We start from the raw sequence: 16,152 nt of genomic DNA on the forward strand, positions 1-16,152 counted from the left end.
CCGGCTGTCCCGTGTGGCCCTGGCCATGGGAGACACCTCGAACGCTCGGGAAGAGGTGCTCGCGGGCAATGCCATCGAGCGGGTGCGCAAGCTGAACGCCGCCATCGGCATTCCCTCGCGCCTGCGCGACGCGGGTGTGAAGGAGCAGGACCTGGTCCGCATCTCCGAGAAGGCCTTCGTGGATGCCTCGCACCGCGGCAACCCGCGCCCGTGCACCCAGGAAGACCTGCTCGCCATGCTCCGCGAGTCCTTCTAGCGGAAAAACCACGGCGGGTGCTGACGCGAACGCCAGCACCCGCCGCGGTGTGCTTCGGAGTTACTGCACCGTCATCGTGCCGAGCTGCGTGGTGCTGAAGCCCAGGCCCGTGCCCGAGCCCGCGCCGTCCAGGTCGCAGTACGTCCAGTTCAGCCCGCTGTCCAAGCTGAACCGGTACGCGTACGAGTAGGTGCTGGCGGTCGCCGGAGCGGTGAACGACGCCTGGTACTCGTCGTTATTGCCCACCTGCACGTTGTAGGCGGCATTGAAGTACCGCCACGTCGTGACGCTGGTCGGGTTGGACGCCGAGGGCCCGTAGCCCACCTGGGCCATCACTCCGGCGGGGGCGCCGCCCGCCTCGGTCAGCCCGGCCTCGTACAGCTGACCGTAGATGAGCGGCGTGGCGGTGCCGGCGTTCACCGTCATGGTGGCCGGGAACTGCAGGTTGCAGTAGTCCGCCTGCAGCGGGTTGGCCGACCCATTGAGCACGCCAGTGTACGTGAACGCGTTGGTGGCGGTCGTGGTGCCGCTTCCCGCGCGCAGGGTGTTGGTGACGCTGACGTCCACCCGGCCCACCGTGGCATTCGCCGGAGCGGTGCAGGTGAGCTGCGTGGGGCTGTTGGCGGTGCAGGTAGCGGTGGCCGTGCCGAACTTCACGGTCGCGCCCGAACCGAGCTCCGTGCCGGTGATCACCACGTTGGTGGTGGTCACTGTCGAGGAGGCCAGGGTGGTGTTGGGCGAGATGGCCGTGATGGTGGTGGGGAGCCCCACGCTGTTGACCACGCCCGGCGACGGGGTGAGGCAGGTGCGGAAGTCATTGCGGTTGTTGTCCGAGTCCGTGCTCAGCGCGTCGCGGCACAGCGAGTAGCTGACGTTGTCGGTCGGGGTGATGGCGGTCGCGGTCTCGTACATCTGCAGGGCGAGGTTGTTGATCTTGAAGGTCGTCAGGTTCACGTCGAGGGCGGCTCCCGCGGGGTCGGTGCCCACCGCGTCCCAGACGGTGCCGTCGGCGCCCACCAGGATGATGGAGTCACCGCCGCCGTTCTCCAGGTCCATGTCGCGCACGGTGAGGTCCCCCGCGCCCAGGCCCACCACCTTGGAGGCGGTGAAGGTGCCCGAGGTGGTGCCGTTGACACCGTCCGCGATGATGAGGACGCCGTCCGCGGGGATGCGCCAGCCGGTGGGCAGGGTGAGCTCGCCAGCGGGGTCGGTCCCATTGATGTCGCCGGTAGCGCCCGCGTTGCGAGCGCCAGCCGTCGTGCCCTTGCCCTCTACGTCCTCGAGCTTCAAGCCGCCCACGAGTGTACCGCCCGGACCGGTGATTTCGACGAACGCCAGGCCGTCGTCGGTGCCGGCGGGATCGATGAAGGCCTCGTTGATGACGGCCACCTTGCAGTTGCCATTGGGCGAGCCCGCCGTGTTCGAGACCTTCGCCTTCGCGGCCGGAGCGGCCGGGTAGAAGGTGGTGCACCAGTTGCTGCCCGAGTCATTGCCCGTGGCCGAGGCGCTCGACGGATCCACCTGGGTGGTGACGCCGAGGAAGCCCGGGAAGGCGTTGGCCGTCATCTGCGCATTGGCATCGGTGATGAAGCCGCGGAAGTCCACGTAGTCCTGCAGCGTGGCGCCGTTGCGCGAGTGGATGGAGAGCACGTCGCCCGTGTCATTCAGGGAGAACGAGGTGCCAACGTCGCCGTACACGAACGCGGCGCCGGCCGGGATGCTCCCACCACTGCTCGGGTTGGGCACGCCGTAGGCATAGCCGCCCGCGGGGATGGAGACGGCCGTACCGGCGGAGCCGTTCACGTCGGTCGTCGCGCGGATGTCGGCGAGCTGGCCGGCGAGGTTCTGGAACACGAACCCGCGGACGTCCACCGCCAGGGCGCTGGTGTTGTGGAACTCGATGAGCTCGGAGCCGAGCGCGCTGAACTCGGTGATGACGATGTTGCCCACCTCATCCCCCGAGGCGGCGGCGGTGCAGCCACCCGCACGGCAGACCTGGAGGGGCTGGCAGAGGGAGTCATTGCCCGTGTTGGTGCAGCCGGTGCCGGCGGCGCCGCCCGCGCCCACGCAGGTGTCCGTGGTGCAGCTCGCGCCATCCGAGCAGCGCGCGTTGTCCGCGCTCTCGCTGCAGCCCGTGGTGGTGCTGCACACGGCCACGGTGCACGAGAAGCCGTCCTTCTCACAGCGGGAGTTGACCGGGGTGTGGCTCACGCCGGTCTTCGGGTCGCAGGCGTCATCGGTGCAGGCGATGCTGTCGTCCACGGCGACCGGGTCGTGGTGGATACCCGTGCCGGGGTCGCAGGAGTCGGCGGTGCAGACGTTGCTGTCGTCCACGGACACGGCGGCGTGCTTGATGCTGCCGGTGGCGGGGTCGCAGGAGTCGGCGGTGCAGGCGTTGCTGTCATCCACGGACACGGCGTCGTGCTTGATGCCGGTGGCCGGGTCGCAGGAGTCGGCGGTGCAGGCGTTGCTGTCGTCGGTGCTGACCGCGGTATGGCTCACCCCAGTGGCGGGGTCGCAGGAGTCGGCGGTGCAGGCGTTGCTGTCGTCCACGGACACGGCGTCGTGCTTGATGCCGGTGGCCGGGTCGCAGGAGTCGGCGGTGCAGGCGTTGCTGTCATCGGTGCTGACGGCGGTATGGCTCACGCCGGTGGTGGGATCGCAGGCGTCGGCGGTGCAGGCGTTGCTGTCGTCCACGGACACGGCGTCGTGGTGAACGCCGGTGGTGGGGTCGCAGGAGTCGGCGGTGCAGGCGTTGCTGTCATCGGTGCTGACGGCGGTGTGGCTCACGCCGGTGGTGGGGTCGCAGGAGTCGGCGGTGCAGACGTTGCTGTCGTCCACGGATACGGCGGCGTGCTTGATGCTGCCGGTGGCGGGGTCGCAGGAGTCGGTGGTGCAGGCGCTGCCGTCGTCCACGGACACGGCATCGTGATGGACACGCGTGCCGGGGTCGCAGGAGTCGGTGGTGCAGGCGTTGCTGTCATCCACGGAGATCGTCACGTGCGCCACGCCGGAGGCGGGGTCGCACGAGTCCATGGTGCAGGCGTTGCTGTCATCCGCGGACACGGCGGTATGGCTCACGCCGGTGGTGGGGTCGCAGGAGTCCATGGTGCACACGTTGCCGTCGTCGGTGCTGACAGCGGTATGGCTCACGCCGGAGGCGGGGTCGCAGGCGTCGGCGGTGCAGGCGTTGCCGTCGTCCACGGCCACGGCCTCGTGGGTGATGGTGCCGGTGGCGGGCGCGCAGGCGTCGGTGGTGCAGGCGTTGCCGTCATCCACGTTCACCGGGGTGTGGACCGCCTTGCCGGTGGCCGCATCGCACGAGTCCGTGGTGCACGCGTCCCTGTCCTCCACGTTCACGGGCGTGTGCTGGACGCCCGCGGCCGGATCGCACGAGTCCACCGTGCAGCTGTTGTGGTCGTCCACCGCGACGGCCTCGTGCACGCAGGCGTTGGCGCGACACACGTCGGTGGTACAGGCGCTGTTGTCGTTACATTGGGCGTCGGTCTGGCACTCCTGGGTCGTGCCACCGTCACCACCACCATCGCCGCCGCCACCGCATCCCACGAGCGCCAACAGCGTCGCGAGCGCGCACAAAGCCTTCCAGCGAATTGGTTCCATGGTTCCTTTACCGGCCCGCTCGCGGAGTTCGTCTCCAGGCGAGCCCCCTCGGCGGGGTCGAGCGCGGTTCGGGCAGGAATCGTACATCAGGTAACAAAAGGAGCCCGATTGCGACCCTCCACGGGGGCTCGCCAGCTCCAGGGGGCTGAAACCCTGGGAGCTGAAAGCACCTGACGCGTGGGGGCCTCCCGCTCGTTTTTGCTCAAAGCTGTGCGCGCCGCGTCGTCGGGTCGGCGAGGTCTACGCGGGCGCGTCCCACGCGGCGTCAGGACTTCGCGCCGAGCTTCTCGAGCACCTTCATCAACGGAGAGCCCAGGCGGTGCTGGAAGGACTTCCAGCCCTACTCGGAGGCGACGCTGGCGGCAAGCCGCTCGAAGAGCAGCATGCCGTTGTCCGAGTTGGCCATCATCACCACGCCGCTGCCCGAGTTGGAAAAGGCGAGCCAGTCACTTCGGAGCGCACGCCCGTCAGGCGGTCCTCCCAGGGGGCCTGGACCGCCGGGCGAACATCAAGCCCCGGCAACACACTACCCCTCGAGACCTACTGGCCCGCCTGAAGGAAGGGAATGCTTCATGAGCAACGAAAAGGTTTACAAAGGTAGCTGCTTCTGCGGAGCGGTTCAGTTCACGGTCAGCGGTGAGCCTGCCGCGATGGGTTATTGCCATTGCGAGTCATGCCGAAGCTGGTCGGCGGGGCCCGTCAACGCCTTCACGTTATGGAAGCCCGAGGCGGTGCGGCTCACGCGGGGCGCGGACAACATCGGCACCTACAACAAGACGCCGCGCAGCCATCGCAAATGGTGCAAGACGTGTGGAGGCCACATCTTCACGGAGCACCCCAGCATGGGCCTCACCGACGTGTATGCGGCGGTCATTCCGGACTTCCCATACCAGCCCGGCGTCCATGTCCACTATCAAGAGACGAAGTTACGAATGAAGGACGGGTTGCCGAAGTTGAAGGACGTCCCGAAGGAGATGGGAGGCTCGGGCGTCAGCGTCGCGGAATGACAACCCGTGCAACGCCCGCCCGCGACTCAACGGCGGTTGAAGCCGAAGTCGGACCCCTTGAGCTTGGCGGCGCGCCCATCCGGGTGATGGAACACGATGCCCTCGATGTCCCGGTCCCGCAGGTAGAGCACGGTTCGTCGAGCGAACACGGGCCCGGATACCCTCACCCCGGCCCTCTCCCGAGGGAGAGGGGGGTGTGAGCCATTGGCAGGGCAGGAGAGGGACGGCGTTACTTCGCGGTGTCCGCGGCCGTCTTCGCGCCGCTGGCACCAGCGGCCGGAGGCGGAGTCGTCGGCGGCGGCGCCAGGTTCTGCCCGCCTTCCTCCACATCGGCCTCTTCGGTCTGGGTTTCGGCCTGGACGCCCTCGGCCGCCAGCTCCGTCGTGCCCACCACCGCGCCCGTCACCGGCTCGCCGCCCGCCTTCGGCGTGAACTCGAGCATCTCCACCGTCACCGAGCCCGGCAGCCGGAAGTCCATCGCCGACACGCGCGGCTTGTCTCGCAGGTCATACAGCTGCTGCGCCACCGAGCCCGCTTGAATGCGCTGGTCCGAGAAGAACACGTACGCGTTGATCCTTCCCTCCTCCACCGGCACCCGGAAGCTCGAGTTGTAGATGCGCTTGCCCGCGTCGCATTTGATGGAGCGGTTCTCCCGCGTCATCGTCAGCTGCCGGATGATGCCCTTCTCCGACACCGTGAAGAGCATGCAGTAGGGGTGCTGCCCCTCCTTCGGGATGATCTCCATCGTGGAGCCGCTCACGGACCTGAGCTCCGCTCGCGCCGGACTCGCCGGCTTCTGCTCCTGCTGGCAACCCACTGCTCCGAGCGCCACTACCGCGACGGCACTTGCCCACCGAGTCATGTTTCCCTCCTGGAGACGTCAACCACGGTCGTCGTCCAAGCGTAGCCCGGAAGCCGGGACTTCCGCCCCGGGGGGCCCCCCGCCGTCCGTGCTTGAACAGTCCGTGAAATCCTTTTCGCTGCTACGCACCGCGGCATGACTCAGCGCCGCTGGTAGACGACCACCTGCGGCGTCTCGTCCAGGTACAGCCCGGTGACGGGCGTGCGCGTCCCGTAGGACTGCCAGAGCTCGAACTCGTACTCGCGGAACTCCTGGTGGTACTGGTACGCCGCCACGTCCGAGTCGAACGGCCCTCCCGGCTGCAGGTCGCTCCGCAGCATCCCGTTGCGCTGGTAGTCGTGGAACGAGAAGCCATTCACCTCGTGCAGGAAGACGCGGGCGTTGCGCGGCGCGTGCTCGTTGATCCACGGCAGCACCGCCGTCACGTTGCTCGACCAGAACTGGCGCTGCATGCCCAGCGACGCCGCGCCCGGCACGCCTCCGGCCAGCTCCGAGTAGAAGCTCGTCCCGTAGGGGAACACGCGCACCAGCGCGAGGAGCGCCGGCAGCATCAGCAGCGCGAACACGGGCGCCGCCACCGCCGCGAGCGACAGCCTCGGCCAGCGCGCGCGCAGCCGCTCCACGAGCGCCTCGCAGCCCCGCGTCACCGCCACGCCCGCGAGGATTCCCAGGAAGGGCATGGCCGGCAGCCAGTGCTTCACCCCGCCGAAGTGCGGCACGTTGGGGTGGCTGATGATGAGGATGGCGGCCACCGCCTGCTCGCCCACCAGCACCTCGGCCAGCGAGGGGAGGCGCACCCAGGCGCGCGTGCGCTCGAAGAGGCTCAGCACCGAGCGGCCGGCGAGCGCCAGCCAGCCCGTCACCATGGGGACGAAGAGGCTGGTGGGCACGGTGAGCGCCGTCTTCACCAGGACGTAGTCGATGGGGAAGGGCGGCTCGCGCATGAGCGTGCCGAGATAGAACCAGGCGTAGTGGTTGTGGGTGGCGTGGAAGTTCAGGTACCAGGCCGTGCGCTCCACCGGCTCGTGCCAGAGATAGGGCCAGTGCAGGTAGAAGGCCACCGGGCCGCACACCGCCATCATCGCCATGGGCAGCAGCGCGAGTGCCGACGGCGAGTGCACCCGGTTCATCACGTGCAGCATCCCCAGCGAGCCCACCGCCAGCACCCCGAAGAGCAGCGTGTGCGGGCTGAGGAGGAAGAACTTCCGCTGGAAGCCCTCGGCCCCGAGGCTCACCACCAGCAGCGCGTACAGCACCGCCACCGCGGCGAACAATCCCAGCACGCGCCACAGCCAGACGCGTGCCTCGGGGTGGCCCTCGCTGGAGCTCCACGCGCGCCACAGCGCGAAGGGCGCGAGGAAGAAGGGGAGGAAGAGCGCGTTGTGCTTGGTGCACAGCGCCAGCCCGAAGAAGACGCCACACAGCACGCCCCAGTCGCGGTCCTCGAGCGCGCGCCAGAAGGCGTACACCACCAGCAGCCACATGGCCGCGATGGGCATGTCGAAGCACGCCAGCTCCGCGTTGAAGTACTGGCGCGGCACCAGCAGGAACGAGAGCGCGGCGAAGAGGCCCGCGGTGCGCCCATACACCGCGCTGCCCAGCAGGAAGGTGAGCGCCGGCACCAGCGCCGCCATGGCGAAGGCCGGCAACCGGAAGGCCGCCGCCGAGCGCATCCACCCCAGCGTCTCGTGGAAGAGCAGGTGCGAGAGCCCGAACAGCTCCTTCATCAACGCCGGGTGCTCGTGGTTGAAGTCCCAGGCGCGGACGATGGCGGCGTCCGACAGCGCTCGCGCCGGCTCGTGGAAGAGCTGCTGGAACCAGCGCGCGTAGCTCTCGGCGGCGTAGAAGTAGACGCTCTCGTCGCGCGTGAAGCCCACCGCGGCCTCGGTGGCCCACAGCACCCCGAAGGCCAGCACCCACAGCGCCAGCGCCAGCCAGCGCTCCTCCCGCGTCGCGGGCCGGCCCGCCGTCATGTGCCCTCCCTGGAGACCACCGCTCCGTCCCCGAGCGCGAAGACGTCCAGGCATACCTGCCGCGTCTCCGGGTTGTCCGCCTGCACCCAGACCTTCACGGTGCGCGGCGCTCCCGCGGGCAGCGCGCGCGAGCCCTTCTGCACGCCCTCCAGGCCCGGCGGCTGGGCGATCTCCACCAGCGGCTCGTGCGTGGCCGCGTCCTCCACGCCGAAGCGCACGGTGCTCAGCCCCGGCTCCTTGCGCACGGCGTACTCGAAGATGATGCCGCCCTCGAGCCGCAGCTCCGTGCCCCCGGGGATTCCGTCGAACTCGGCCACCAGCCGCTCCACGCCTCCGGGCGGGTGCATCCACAGGCAGTGGCGCGGCTGGTAATGGATTTCATGCCACTCGGGGGCCACGTACAGGTGCGGCGGCCCGGGGCAGCGGTGCTCGCGCCCGTTGAAGGGACAGTCGCGCCGCGTGCCGTCCGGGGACTCCAGGTAGACGCGCGCCTTCGCGTACGCCTCCGAGGCCACGAAGAGCCGGGGCCGGTAGCGGCCGTTCTCGTACAGCGTCAGCTCCAGGTTGCCCTCGCGGTGCGGGGCTCCCACGGCGGTGCGTCCCGGGAGGAAGGCGGCCTGGAAGCCGGACACGTCCGAGCGTGGCAGCTCCGGCTGGCCCAGCACCCAGACGCGAGGGTGCGCGCTCAGGTCATCCGCGTCCGAGCCGAGGTAGCCGTACACGGGCAGCTCGGGCGGCAGGTAGAGCCGGGCCTTCTCGGTCCACCAGGGGAAGAGGAGCACGGCGTCGCCAGGACGGGCCTCGGCGCGCAGCCAGTCCGCCGCCTTGCGGTAGTCCGTTTCGGAGGGGAAACGGCCGGGCAACCGCAGCTGGAAGACGAGGCAGGCGAGGGCGACGAGCAGCAATCCCCCCAGTTCCACCAGGGGGAGGGCACGGACAATGGACCTGGGACTTCGCAAGCTCAGGACTTCGCAAGGCGGAGCTTCTGCTCGCTCTTCTCGCGGCAGAAGGTGCAGAAGGTGGCCTCACCCTGCCCGAACGACGGCGTCCAGGGCGGGTACATGGCGCAGCGCGGATCCAGGCAGTGGTGCAGGCCCCACAGGTGGCCGAGCTGCTGCAGCGCGTTGCGGGCCACGGGCTTGAAGGCCGCCTCCAGGTCCTTGTACCCGTGCGTGCTGATGATGGCCCGGTTCTGGTTGTACAGGGCGTACCCGGTGGTGGGGGCCTTGCCGCCCGCCAGCTCGCGCTCCTTGAGCTTGCGCGAGGTGATGAAGAGGACCTTGTCGTCCTCGTAGGCCCTCACGCCCTTCATCTCCGCGATGAGCTTCTCGGCATCCAGCGGCTCGGACATGCCCGCGGGCACGTCCTTCTGGCCCGAGTGCTCACTGCCCACGCCGAACGCCGTATAGAGGGTCTGGCAGAGCTTCGCGATCTGCTTTTCGTCGAAGGAGTCCAGCGTCACGACGCGAATCACGGGGCGTCACCTCGGAAGACGGGTCTCACTCATCGGCCTCGAGGTCATCATCGAGGTCGGCATCGGAATCGGTATCGGCCTCCTCGGTCTCGGGAGACTTCGCCTTGGGCGGGCGGCCGCGCTTCTTGGGAGCGGCGGCCTCGGCGCCCTCGGGCTTGGGCTTGGGCGGGCGGCCGCGCTTCTTGGGAGCGGGAGCCTCGGCGCCCTCGGGCTTGGGCTTGGGCGGACGGCCCCGCTTCTTGGGCTCGGCGGGAGCGGCCTCGGCGCCCTCGGGCTTGGGCTTGGGCGGACGGCCCCGCTTCTTGGGCGCGGCGTCGGCACCGCCCTCGGCGGGGAGCGCGGTGGCCTTCTTGCCGCGGGGCTTCTCCTCGCCCTCCTCGCCCTCCTCCTCACCGGCCTCCTCGGAGGACTCCTCCTCCTGAGGCGCCTCCTCCTCGTCCGGAGGCAGGTCGAGCTCGCTGTCGAGCCCGATGAGGTCGGCGTCCAGGCCGAGCTCCTCGTCGCCCTCCTCGCGGGTCTTGAACTCGGCGGCGGTGCGCTTGGGGCGCTCGCGGCCGGGCGGGAAGAGCACCAGGTCGATGCCGTCCTCGGCGTTGCAGTCGGAGACCCCGAGCGCGGCGGCGATTTCGGAGACCAGCAGGTGGCGAGCGTTGTCGTACAGCTCGCGCTCCTTGGTGGGCAGCGGGCGCAGCTCGCTGAGCACCTGGAGTCCCTTGACGACCTCGGCCAGACCTATCAGGCCGCCTTGCGCCATGCGGTCCTGGTTGGTCCGGGCGCGCAGCTTCCAATCCAGGTCTGCCTTGTCGCTGTCGGAGCGCAGGAATTCGAAGACCTGGGTGACGTCCTCGGGGCCCGCCACCTTGCGGACGCCGATGGACACCACCTTGGTCTGGGGCACCATCACCACCGCCCCATCCTCTTCCCGGCGCATGGTGACGAAGGTGAGCTTCTGTCCAGCCACCTCCTTCACCTCGATGGCCGAGACGCGACAGACGCCCTGGTTGGGGTAGACCACCCGGTCGCCAACCGCGAGCTGAAGTGACGCGGAGCCTTCTGGCATGTCCCCCTCAATAAATGCGAGACGATTGCGAGACGAGAGCAGAGAGGGTCGTAGCATCAACCCTCAACGGATGCCACGACTTACCGGAGGTGGATGTCCGTTCTCCAGAGGTCCGGGCATGCGGGCAGGCGTGCCCTCGGGTACAGGCAGGGCAGGGGGGTTATCCGCTACAGGACGCAACGGGTCCGTCGCACCGGAAGGTCCTCGGGGCGAGGGGCACGGGTATCATGCATTCCCCACCCATCGCCCGGGGTCTTCACTGGTGAACGTCTCCGCCCGCATCGCCGCGCTCGTCGCCGTCCTCGCCTCCGCCAGCGCGCTCGCCGCGCCCACGGTGCTGCTCTCGCCGGCGCTCGGCCGCCCCGATGGCGTCACCCTTCAGGGGCGCGTCCTCGCCGAGACGCCCCATGGCAGCACCCCCCTCTCGCTCAACCTGCGCCGGCTGGCCGCCCGCAACTGGAAGGGGGCCCGGGTGGAGGTCTCCTTCCTGGGCGCGAAGGCGCACGTCACCAGCGGGGATGACGGCAACTTCCAGGTCACCCTCCCGCCGCACGAGGGCCGCACGTTCCCCGTGGGCGCCCACGAGGCGCGGGCCCAGGTGACGGGCGCGAGCGCCACCGCCCGGGTGGAGATCGTCGCGGATGCCGCGCCCTTCCTCGTCGTCTCCGACTTCGACGACACCGTGGCCATCTCCGAGGTGACGCAGCCCGACAAGCTGGTGACCAACGCGCTGCTGCGCGACGCGGACACGCAGCGGGCCGTCCCCGGCATGGCGGGCTTCTATGGGTGTCTGGGCTCGGACGCGGGCGCGGTGCCCGCCTTCGCGCTGGTGAGCGGCTCGCCCGTCCAGTTCGGTCCGCGGGTGAGCACCTTCCTCTCGCGCAACGGCTTCCCCGCGGGCTTTGGCCTCTACCTGAGAGACCTCGGGCCGGGCACGCTCTCCGGCTACAAGCAGCCCATCATCCGGGCCCTGCTGCAGCGCTTCCCACACCCGGTGGTGCTCGTGGGCGACTCGGGCGAGAAGGACCCCGAGGTGTACGCGCAGCTCCGCGACGAGTTCCCCGGCCGCGTGCGCGCCATCTACATCCGCGATGCGGGCCACTCCACCGACGCCGCCCGCTTCAAGGACATGGTCCTCTTCAAGGACGTGCGGACCGCCGCCGAACATGCCGCGCAAGCGGGACTCGCCCGGCGCACGTGCCTGGCCAAGGCGCTTCCCCCGCCGGCCCCGCAGGCGGAGACGGGCGCGCCATGAGTCCGAAGCGCAACCCGCTCCTGCTGGCGGCCGTGTTGCTGGCGGCGGGGTGTCGGAAGGAGGACACGCCGGCCGAGCCGCTCTCCTCGCTCTCGCCGCCGCCGCTGCCGAAGGTGGTCGCGAAGGCGGAGGGGGTGGCGCCGGTGCCGGCCGAGGTGTTCGGCGCGTCCGTGCCCGAGAAGGCGCTGCGGGTGGAGTTGGCGGGCGAGTCCGTGAGGCTCGGCGGGGAGCGGTATGTGCCTTCCCGGCCCGAGGAGCAGGCCCGGCTGCGCGAGCGCGTGAAGGGACAGGCGGTGCTGCTGGTGCCGGACGCGGACACCTTCCTCGCGCAGACCTCCGAGCTGTTCGCCGTGCTGCGTGAGTCCGCGAGCCAGGTGTGGCTGCTGCACCCGGACGCGCCGGTGGCCTACGCGTTGGTGCTGCGCGACGAGCAGGGCTTCCAGGCGTGGCTCGCCGAGGCCGTCCCCGGCAAGGTGCGCATCATCCAGCGCCAGGACGGCTTCGAGCTCACCACCAACATGGGCAAGCTCCCGGGGCCGGATGCCAACGGCCCCTCGATTCCGGTGCGCGGTGGGAGACAGGACCTCTCCACGCTGCGCACGGGACTCGGCAGGGTGAAGGGGCGCTTCACCACCGCCGGGGACGTCTGCCTCGTGCCGTCCTTCGGCATGGAGCTGGCCCAGGCCGCGCGGGCGCTCAGCGGGGTGTACGTGGCGCCCGGCGAGCCCCTCTTCGAGACGCTCTGCTTCGTCTACCCGACACCCCGTGCGCCCGCCGGGGCCGGGGCCGCGGCGGGACGGTAGGCGCGGTGCGTCAATCCGCGGCGACGCAGACGGCGGCGGGGTTGCCCTTGAAGTTGCCCACGCACTTGTAGCCCGTGCGGCAGTCCGCATCCGAGCCGCACTTGAGGAAGCAGGCGGACACGTCCTTGGCGGCTCCCTCGCTCACACAGGTGCTGCCCGAGGGACAGGTGTCATCCTTGCCGGGCACGCACGACTGCGAGCAGTAGCCGCCCGGGGTGTACCCCTGATTGATGCAGAAGCCCTGGTCTCCGCATTGGTCGTCCACGGTGCAGGCATCTCCCACCGTCGGGCCACAGCCTACGAGCCCCAGCCCCAGTACCACTGCTCCCAGCACGTTCCAGCGCAGCTTCATGGCGTCACGTCCTCCGCGAGTCTGACTCGGTTGAGAAGGGGCGGACCGGCCGCTACTACCGCCCTGATGCGCCGCGCCATACCTTGGCCGGCGCGGTGGCACAACTGCCTCCCGAGCAAGGGGGCGGACTCTTGGAGGATTTCGAATGGCCGCAGTGCTCGAGCAGACCCATCCGGGTGTGGTTCCGGTCGGTGGCGCCTTCCTCTTCAACGATGTGGGCTCGGTGCGCATCACCACCCCCGAGCTCTTCACCGAGGAGCAGCGCCTCTACCTGAAGACGGCGCTCCAGTTCTCCCAGGAGCAGGTGCTTCCCGTGGCCGAGAAGATCGAGGCCAAGGACAACGCGCTGCTGCGCGACCTGCTGCGCCGCGCCGGGGAGCTCGGCCTGCTGATGATCGACATCCCCGAGGCCTATGGCGGCCTGGGGCTCGACAAGACGACCTCGCTGCTCATCGCCGAGTCCATGAGCCTCAATGGCTCGTGGTCCGTGAGCTTTGGCGCGCACACGGGCATCGGCTCGCTCCCCATCGTCTGGTTCGGCAACGACGCGCAGAAGCGCAAGTACCTGCCGAAGCTGGCCACCGGCGAGCTCGTCGCGGCCTACGCGCTCACCGAGCAGGGCAGTGGCTCGGACGCGCTCGGGGCGAAGACGAAGGCCGTGCTGTCGCCGGACGGCAAGGAGTGGATCCTCAACGGCTCGAAGCTCTACATCACCAACGCGGCCTTCGCGGACGTGTTCGTGGTGTTCGCCAAGGTGGACGGCGACAAGTTCACCGGCTTCATCGTCGAGCGCGACACGCCCGGTTTCTCCGTGGGGCCCGAGGAGCACAAGATGGGCATCCGCGGCTCGTCCACGTGCCCGCTCTACTTCGAGGACGCGCGCATCCCCCGCGAGAACCTGCTCGGCGAGGTGGGCAAGGGGCACAAGATCGCCTTCAACATCCTCAACTACGGCCGGCTCAAGCTGGGCGCGGGCGTGCTGGGCTCCATGAAGCTTCAGTTGCGCAACGCGCTGCTCTTCGCGCAGGAGCGCAAGCAGTTCCAGACGCCCATCGCGAGCTTTCCGCTGACCCGCGAGAAGCTGGCGCGCATGACGACGCTCATCCACGCGGTGGAGAGCATGACGTACCGCACGGCGGGCCTGGTGGACGCGGCCCTGGCGGGGGCGGACAAGACGGCGGCGGACTACGAGGCGCGCCTCATCGCGGCCATCGAGGAGTACGCCATCGAGTCCTCCATCATGAAGGTGTTCGGCTCGGAGGCGCTCGGGTACGTGGCGGACGACGCGGTGCAGATCCACGGCGGCGCGGGCTACATCGAGGAGTACCCGGTGGAGCGGGCGTACCGCGACGCGCGCATCAACCGCATCTTCGAGGGCACCAACGAAATCAACCGCATGCTCATCGCGGGCATGCTGCTCAAGCGCACGATGAAGGGCACGCTGCCGCTCTTCGAGGTGGCGCAGGCGGTGGACGAGGACCTCGTGGGAGGCCGCCTGCCGAAGGCGCGGGTGGAGGACGCGCTGGCCGCGGAGGAGCAGGCGGCGGAGAACCTCAAGCGCCTGGCCATCTACACGCTGAAGGTGGCGGCGGAGACGTTCGGCCCGGCCATCGAGGAGCGCCAGGAGGTGCTGGCCACGGTGGCGGACATCGTGATGGACGCGTACGCGCTGGACTCGATGGTGACGCGCACGCGCCAGGCAGCGGCCGAGGGCAAGCTCGACGCGGCGCGGGTGGCGATGACGCGGCAGTACGCCACCGAGGCCAATGCCCGTTCCTACGACCGGGCCCGGCAGGCGCTGTGCGCCACCGCGAAGGGTGACGCCCTGAAGGAGCACCTGACGAAGGTGGCGCGGCTGGAGCTCTTCACGCCGTACGATCCCGTGGAGCTGCGCGAGACGATCGTCAAGGCGGTGGAGCACGCCACGGGCTACCCGCTCTCCGCGGTGTAGCCCTCAGGGCATCCGCATCACGGCATCCATGCCGAAGCAGATGCGGGCGCGCCAGGGAGGGGGCGGCATGGACTCGAGGGAGAGCAGCTTCTCCAGCCGCTCCACCGAGTCCGGCCGCAGCGTGCCGAAGTTGACGCCGAAGGAGGGCAGCACCTCGGGCCCACCGGCGGACGTCCACGCCACCTCGCCGTGCAGCATGAGCGTGCCGAGCGTCAGCTCCATCTCCAGCAGGAAGGGCATGCCCACCGTCACCGTGGTGGGCAGCGCGGGGGCTTCCACCTCCAGGCCCACGCCGCCGCGCGAGAGGTCCTTCACGAAGAAGGGCGGCGCGAAGGGCGTCTCCTCCTCCATGGCCGGCAGGTGCAGCGGCACGCGCGGGTAGCGGCGCAGCTTCTCGAACTCCTGCATGTCGAAGATGCGCTGCAGCACCGCGTCCAGTCCGCCCCGGTCCATGCCCGGGTCGTACTTCACGGTGATCATGTAGCGCTCGCCCGGCTGCGGCGTCACGCGCACCACCTGGCCCACCACCTCCACGGGCGTGGCCACTCCGGGGTTGTGCATCTCGAAGACGAAGCGCGTGCCCACCGGCAGGCTCTTGCGCACCTGCAGCGTCACGCCTCCCCGGCCCACGCTGCGCGTGTACTCGCTCAGCAGCGCCTCGGGTTTCTTGTAGGCCACCTTGAGGCGTACCTCTCCGGGGGCCTGTTTCGTCGCGGTCTGGCTCATGGCAGCGGTTTCTTCCCTGGAAGGGTGTGGCGCGCGGATTCTAGGTCAAAAACAAGGCCGGGCCTCCAGAGTGGAAGTCCGGCCTCGTGAAAGGCGGCGGCGAGCAGGCAACTAGGCCTTGGGCAGCTCGCCCGCGGCGATGGCGATCGTCTCGTTGTTGTAGACGTAGCTGCCATCCGAGGTGGTGATGGTGCCGTCGAGCACCAGCTTCACGTTGCCGGAGTGCGCCGAGGTGGCGGCGAAGTCCATCGTCATCTTCACGTTGGCGTCGAGGGAGTCGGAGATGTCCCCGTCGATGGTCAGCTTGCCCTTCATCCCGATGATGAACGAGCCGCTGTTGGTGGTCGGGTCGAAGGCGAACCCGATCGAGGTGGCCATGGTGCCGGTGTACTCGTTCTGGCCGTCCTCGTTACAGGCGTCGTAGGTGACGGTGTAGTTGATGAACCCGTCCGTCGAGGTCTGGGTGGCGTCGAACGCCAGGCTCACCTTGCCGCTGTCGGCACAGTTGGCGGTGAGCGTCAGGGTGGCGGCGCCGCTGGCCAGCGCCTGCTTCACCAGGGACTGCCCCGTCTTGCTGCCACGGCCCGTGGGCTGCGAGGCCTGGAACGCCGCCTGGGCCGCGCCCTCCTTGCCACCGCCCAGCTTCGCGCCCCCGCAGGCCACCAGGCCCAGGGTCATCGCGGAGAGAATCGTCAGTCGAGTGAAGCGAGTCATGCGTACACCTCTGTATCAGTGAGGGCCTCGCCCACCGGCCGGGACGCGAGGCGTGAACGCTCCCCCCTCGGGGCGCCCTGGCGCGGCAGTAATGCAGA

15 protein-coding genes are annotated in these 16,152 nt (G+C 69.5%); 5 read left to right on the forward strand and 10 right to left on the reverse strand.

Translation table 11 applies throughout. From position 1 onward, the window contains the following. Window positions 1-256, forward strand: a 256-nt coding sequence (locus tag ACJ8AN_RS17220; protein ID WP_407756465.1) for an iron-containing alcohol dehydrogenase, incomplete at its 5' end; no start/stop codon positions are given. A 60-nt stretch (window positions 257-316) separates the two neighbouring features. Here ACJ8AN_RS17220 and ACJ8AN_RS17225 read toward each other — a convergent pair. Next, a complete protein-coding gene (locus tag ACJ8AN_RS17225; protein ID WP_407756466.1) occupies window positions 317-3,877 on the reverse strand; it encodes an IPT/TIG domain-containing protein in 3,561 nt (1,186 codons plus the stop codon). A 572-nt stretch (window positions 3,878-4,449) separates the two neighbouring features. Between ACJ8AN_RS17225 and ACJ8AN_RS17230 the strand changes: the two genes are divergently transcribed. Next, window positions 4,450-4,884: a GFA family protein gene (locus ACJ8AN_RS17230; protein ID WP_407756467.1), complete on the forward strand. Its 435-nt coding sequence runs from the start codon at window positions 4,450-4,452 to the stop codon at window positions 4,882-4,884. 26 nt (window positions 4,885-4,910) lie between these two features. On the opposite strand, the gene ACJ8AN_RS17235 is transcribed toward ACJ8AN_RS17230, so the two are convergent. From ACJ8AN_RS17235 to ACJ8AN_RS17260, 6 genes are all read right to left on the reverse strand, one after another. Then, window positions 4,911-5,033: a hypothetical protein gene (locus ACJ8AN_RS17235; RefSeq protein ID WP_407756468.1), complete on the reverse strand. Its 123-nt coding sequence runs from the start codon at window positions 5,031-5,033 to the stop codon at window positions 4,911-4,913. An 80-nt stretch (window positions 5,034-5,113) separates the two neighbouring features. Next, window positions 5,114-5,746: a hypothetical protein gene (locus ACJ8AN_RS17240; RefSeq protein ID WP_407756469.1), complete on the reverse strand. Its 633-nt coding sequence runs from the start codon at window positions 5,744-5,746 to the stop codon at window positions 5,114-5,116. A 140-nt stretch (window positions 5,747-5,886) separates the two neighbouring features. After that, window positions 5,887-7,719 (reverse strand): ArnT family glycosyltransferase, encoded by a 1,833-nt coding sequence (locus ACJ8AN_RS17245; RefSeq protein WP_407756470.1) that lies wholly within the window; start codon window positions 7,717-7,719, stop codon window positions 5,887-5,889. Continuing rightward, window positions 7,716-8,678 (reverse strand): hypothetical protein, encoded by a 963-nt coding sequence (locus ACJ8AN_RS17250; protein WP_407756471.1) that lies wholly within the window; start codon window positions 8,676-8,678, stop codon window positions 7,716-7,718. Before ACJ8AN_RS17250 ends, ACJ8AN_RS17245 begins: the two co-directional genes overlap by 4 nt. A gap of 2 nt (window positions 8,679-8,680) precedes the next feature. Continuing rightward, on the reverse strand, window positions 8,681-9,193 hold the full coding sequence (locus tag ACJ8AN_RS17255; RefSeq protein WP_407756472.1) for a hypothetical protein: 513 nt from the start codon (window positions 9,191-9,193) through the stop codon (window positions 8,681-8,683). Between the two features lie 25 nt (window positions 9,194-9,218). After that, entirely contained in the window at window positions 9,219-10,253 is a 1,035-nt protein-coding gene (locus ACJ8AN_RS17260) for a CarD family transcriptional regulator (protein ID WP_407756473.1), read from the reverse strand. Window positions 10,254-10,515: 262 nt separating this feature from the next. Here ACJ8AN_RS17260 and ACJ8AN_RS17265 point away from each other — a divergent pair, with 262 nt between their 5' ends. After that, the gene (locus tag ACJ8AN_RS17265; RefSeq protein WP_407756474.1) at window positions 10,516-11,508 is read left to right on the forward strand and encodes a phosphatase domain-containing protein; all 993 of its coding nucleotides are present in this window, start codon (window positions 10,516-10,518) and stop codon (window positions 11,506-11,508) included. Further along, window positions 11,505-12,311 carry a hypothetical protein gene (locus ACJ8AN_RS17270; protein ID WP_407756475.1) on the forward strand — a complete coding sequence of 269 codons (807 nt, stop codon included), beginning with the start codon at window positions 11,505-11,507 and terminating at the stop codon, window positions 12,309-12,311. Before ACJ8AN_RS17265 ends, ACJ8AN_RS17270 begins: the two co-directional genes overlap by 4 nt. A gap of 10 nt (window positions 12,312-12,321) precedes the next feature. Here ACJ8AN_RS17270 and ACJ8AN_RS17275 read toward each other — a convergent pair whose 3' ends face one another. Continuing rightward, complete coding sequence (locus ACJ8AN_RS17275) at window positions 12,322-12,663, reverse strand: hypothetical protein (protein ID WP_407756476.1); 342 nt, start codon at window positions 12,661-12,663, stop codon at window positions 12,322-12,324. Window positions 12,664-12,808: 145 nt separating this feature from the next. On the opposite strand from ACJ8AN_RS17275, the gene ACJ8AN_RS17280 reads away from it, so the two are divergent. Continuing rightward, complete coding sequence (locus ACJ8AN_RS17280) at window positions 12,809-14,614, forward strand: acyl-CoA dehydrogenase family protein (RefSeq protein WP_407756477.1); 1,806 nt, start codon at window positions 12,809-12,811, stop codon at window positions 14,612-14,614. Window positions 14,615-14,617: 3 nt separating this feature from the next. Here the strand turns inward: ACJ8AN_RS17280 and ACJ8AN_RS17285 are convergent, their stop codons facing one another. Then, window positions 14,618-15,340 (reverse strand): PilZ domain-containing protein, encoded by a 723-nt coding sequence (locus ACJ8AN_RS17285; protein WP_407756478.1) that lies wholly within the window; start codon window positions 15,338-15,340, stop codon window positions 14,618-14,620. A 111-nt stretch (window positions 15,341-15,451) separates the two neighbouring features. After that, a complete protein-coding gene (locus ACJ8AN_RS17290; RefSeq protein ID WP_407756479.1) occupies window positions 15,452-16,054 on the reverse strand; it encodes a hypothetical protein in 603 nt (200 codons plus the stop codon). Window positions 16,055-16,152: the final 98 nt, after the last annotated feature.

It is taken from the genome of Archangium sp. (genome assembly GCF_045802675.1).
Taxonomy (GTDB): Bacteria; Myxococcota; Myxococcia; order Myxococcales; family Myxococcaceae; genus Archangium.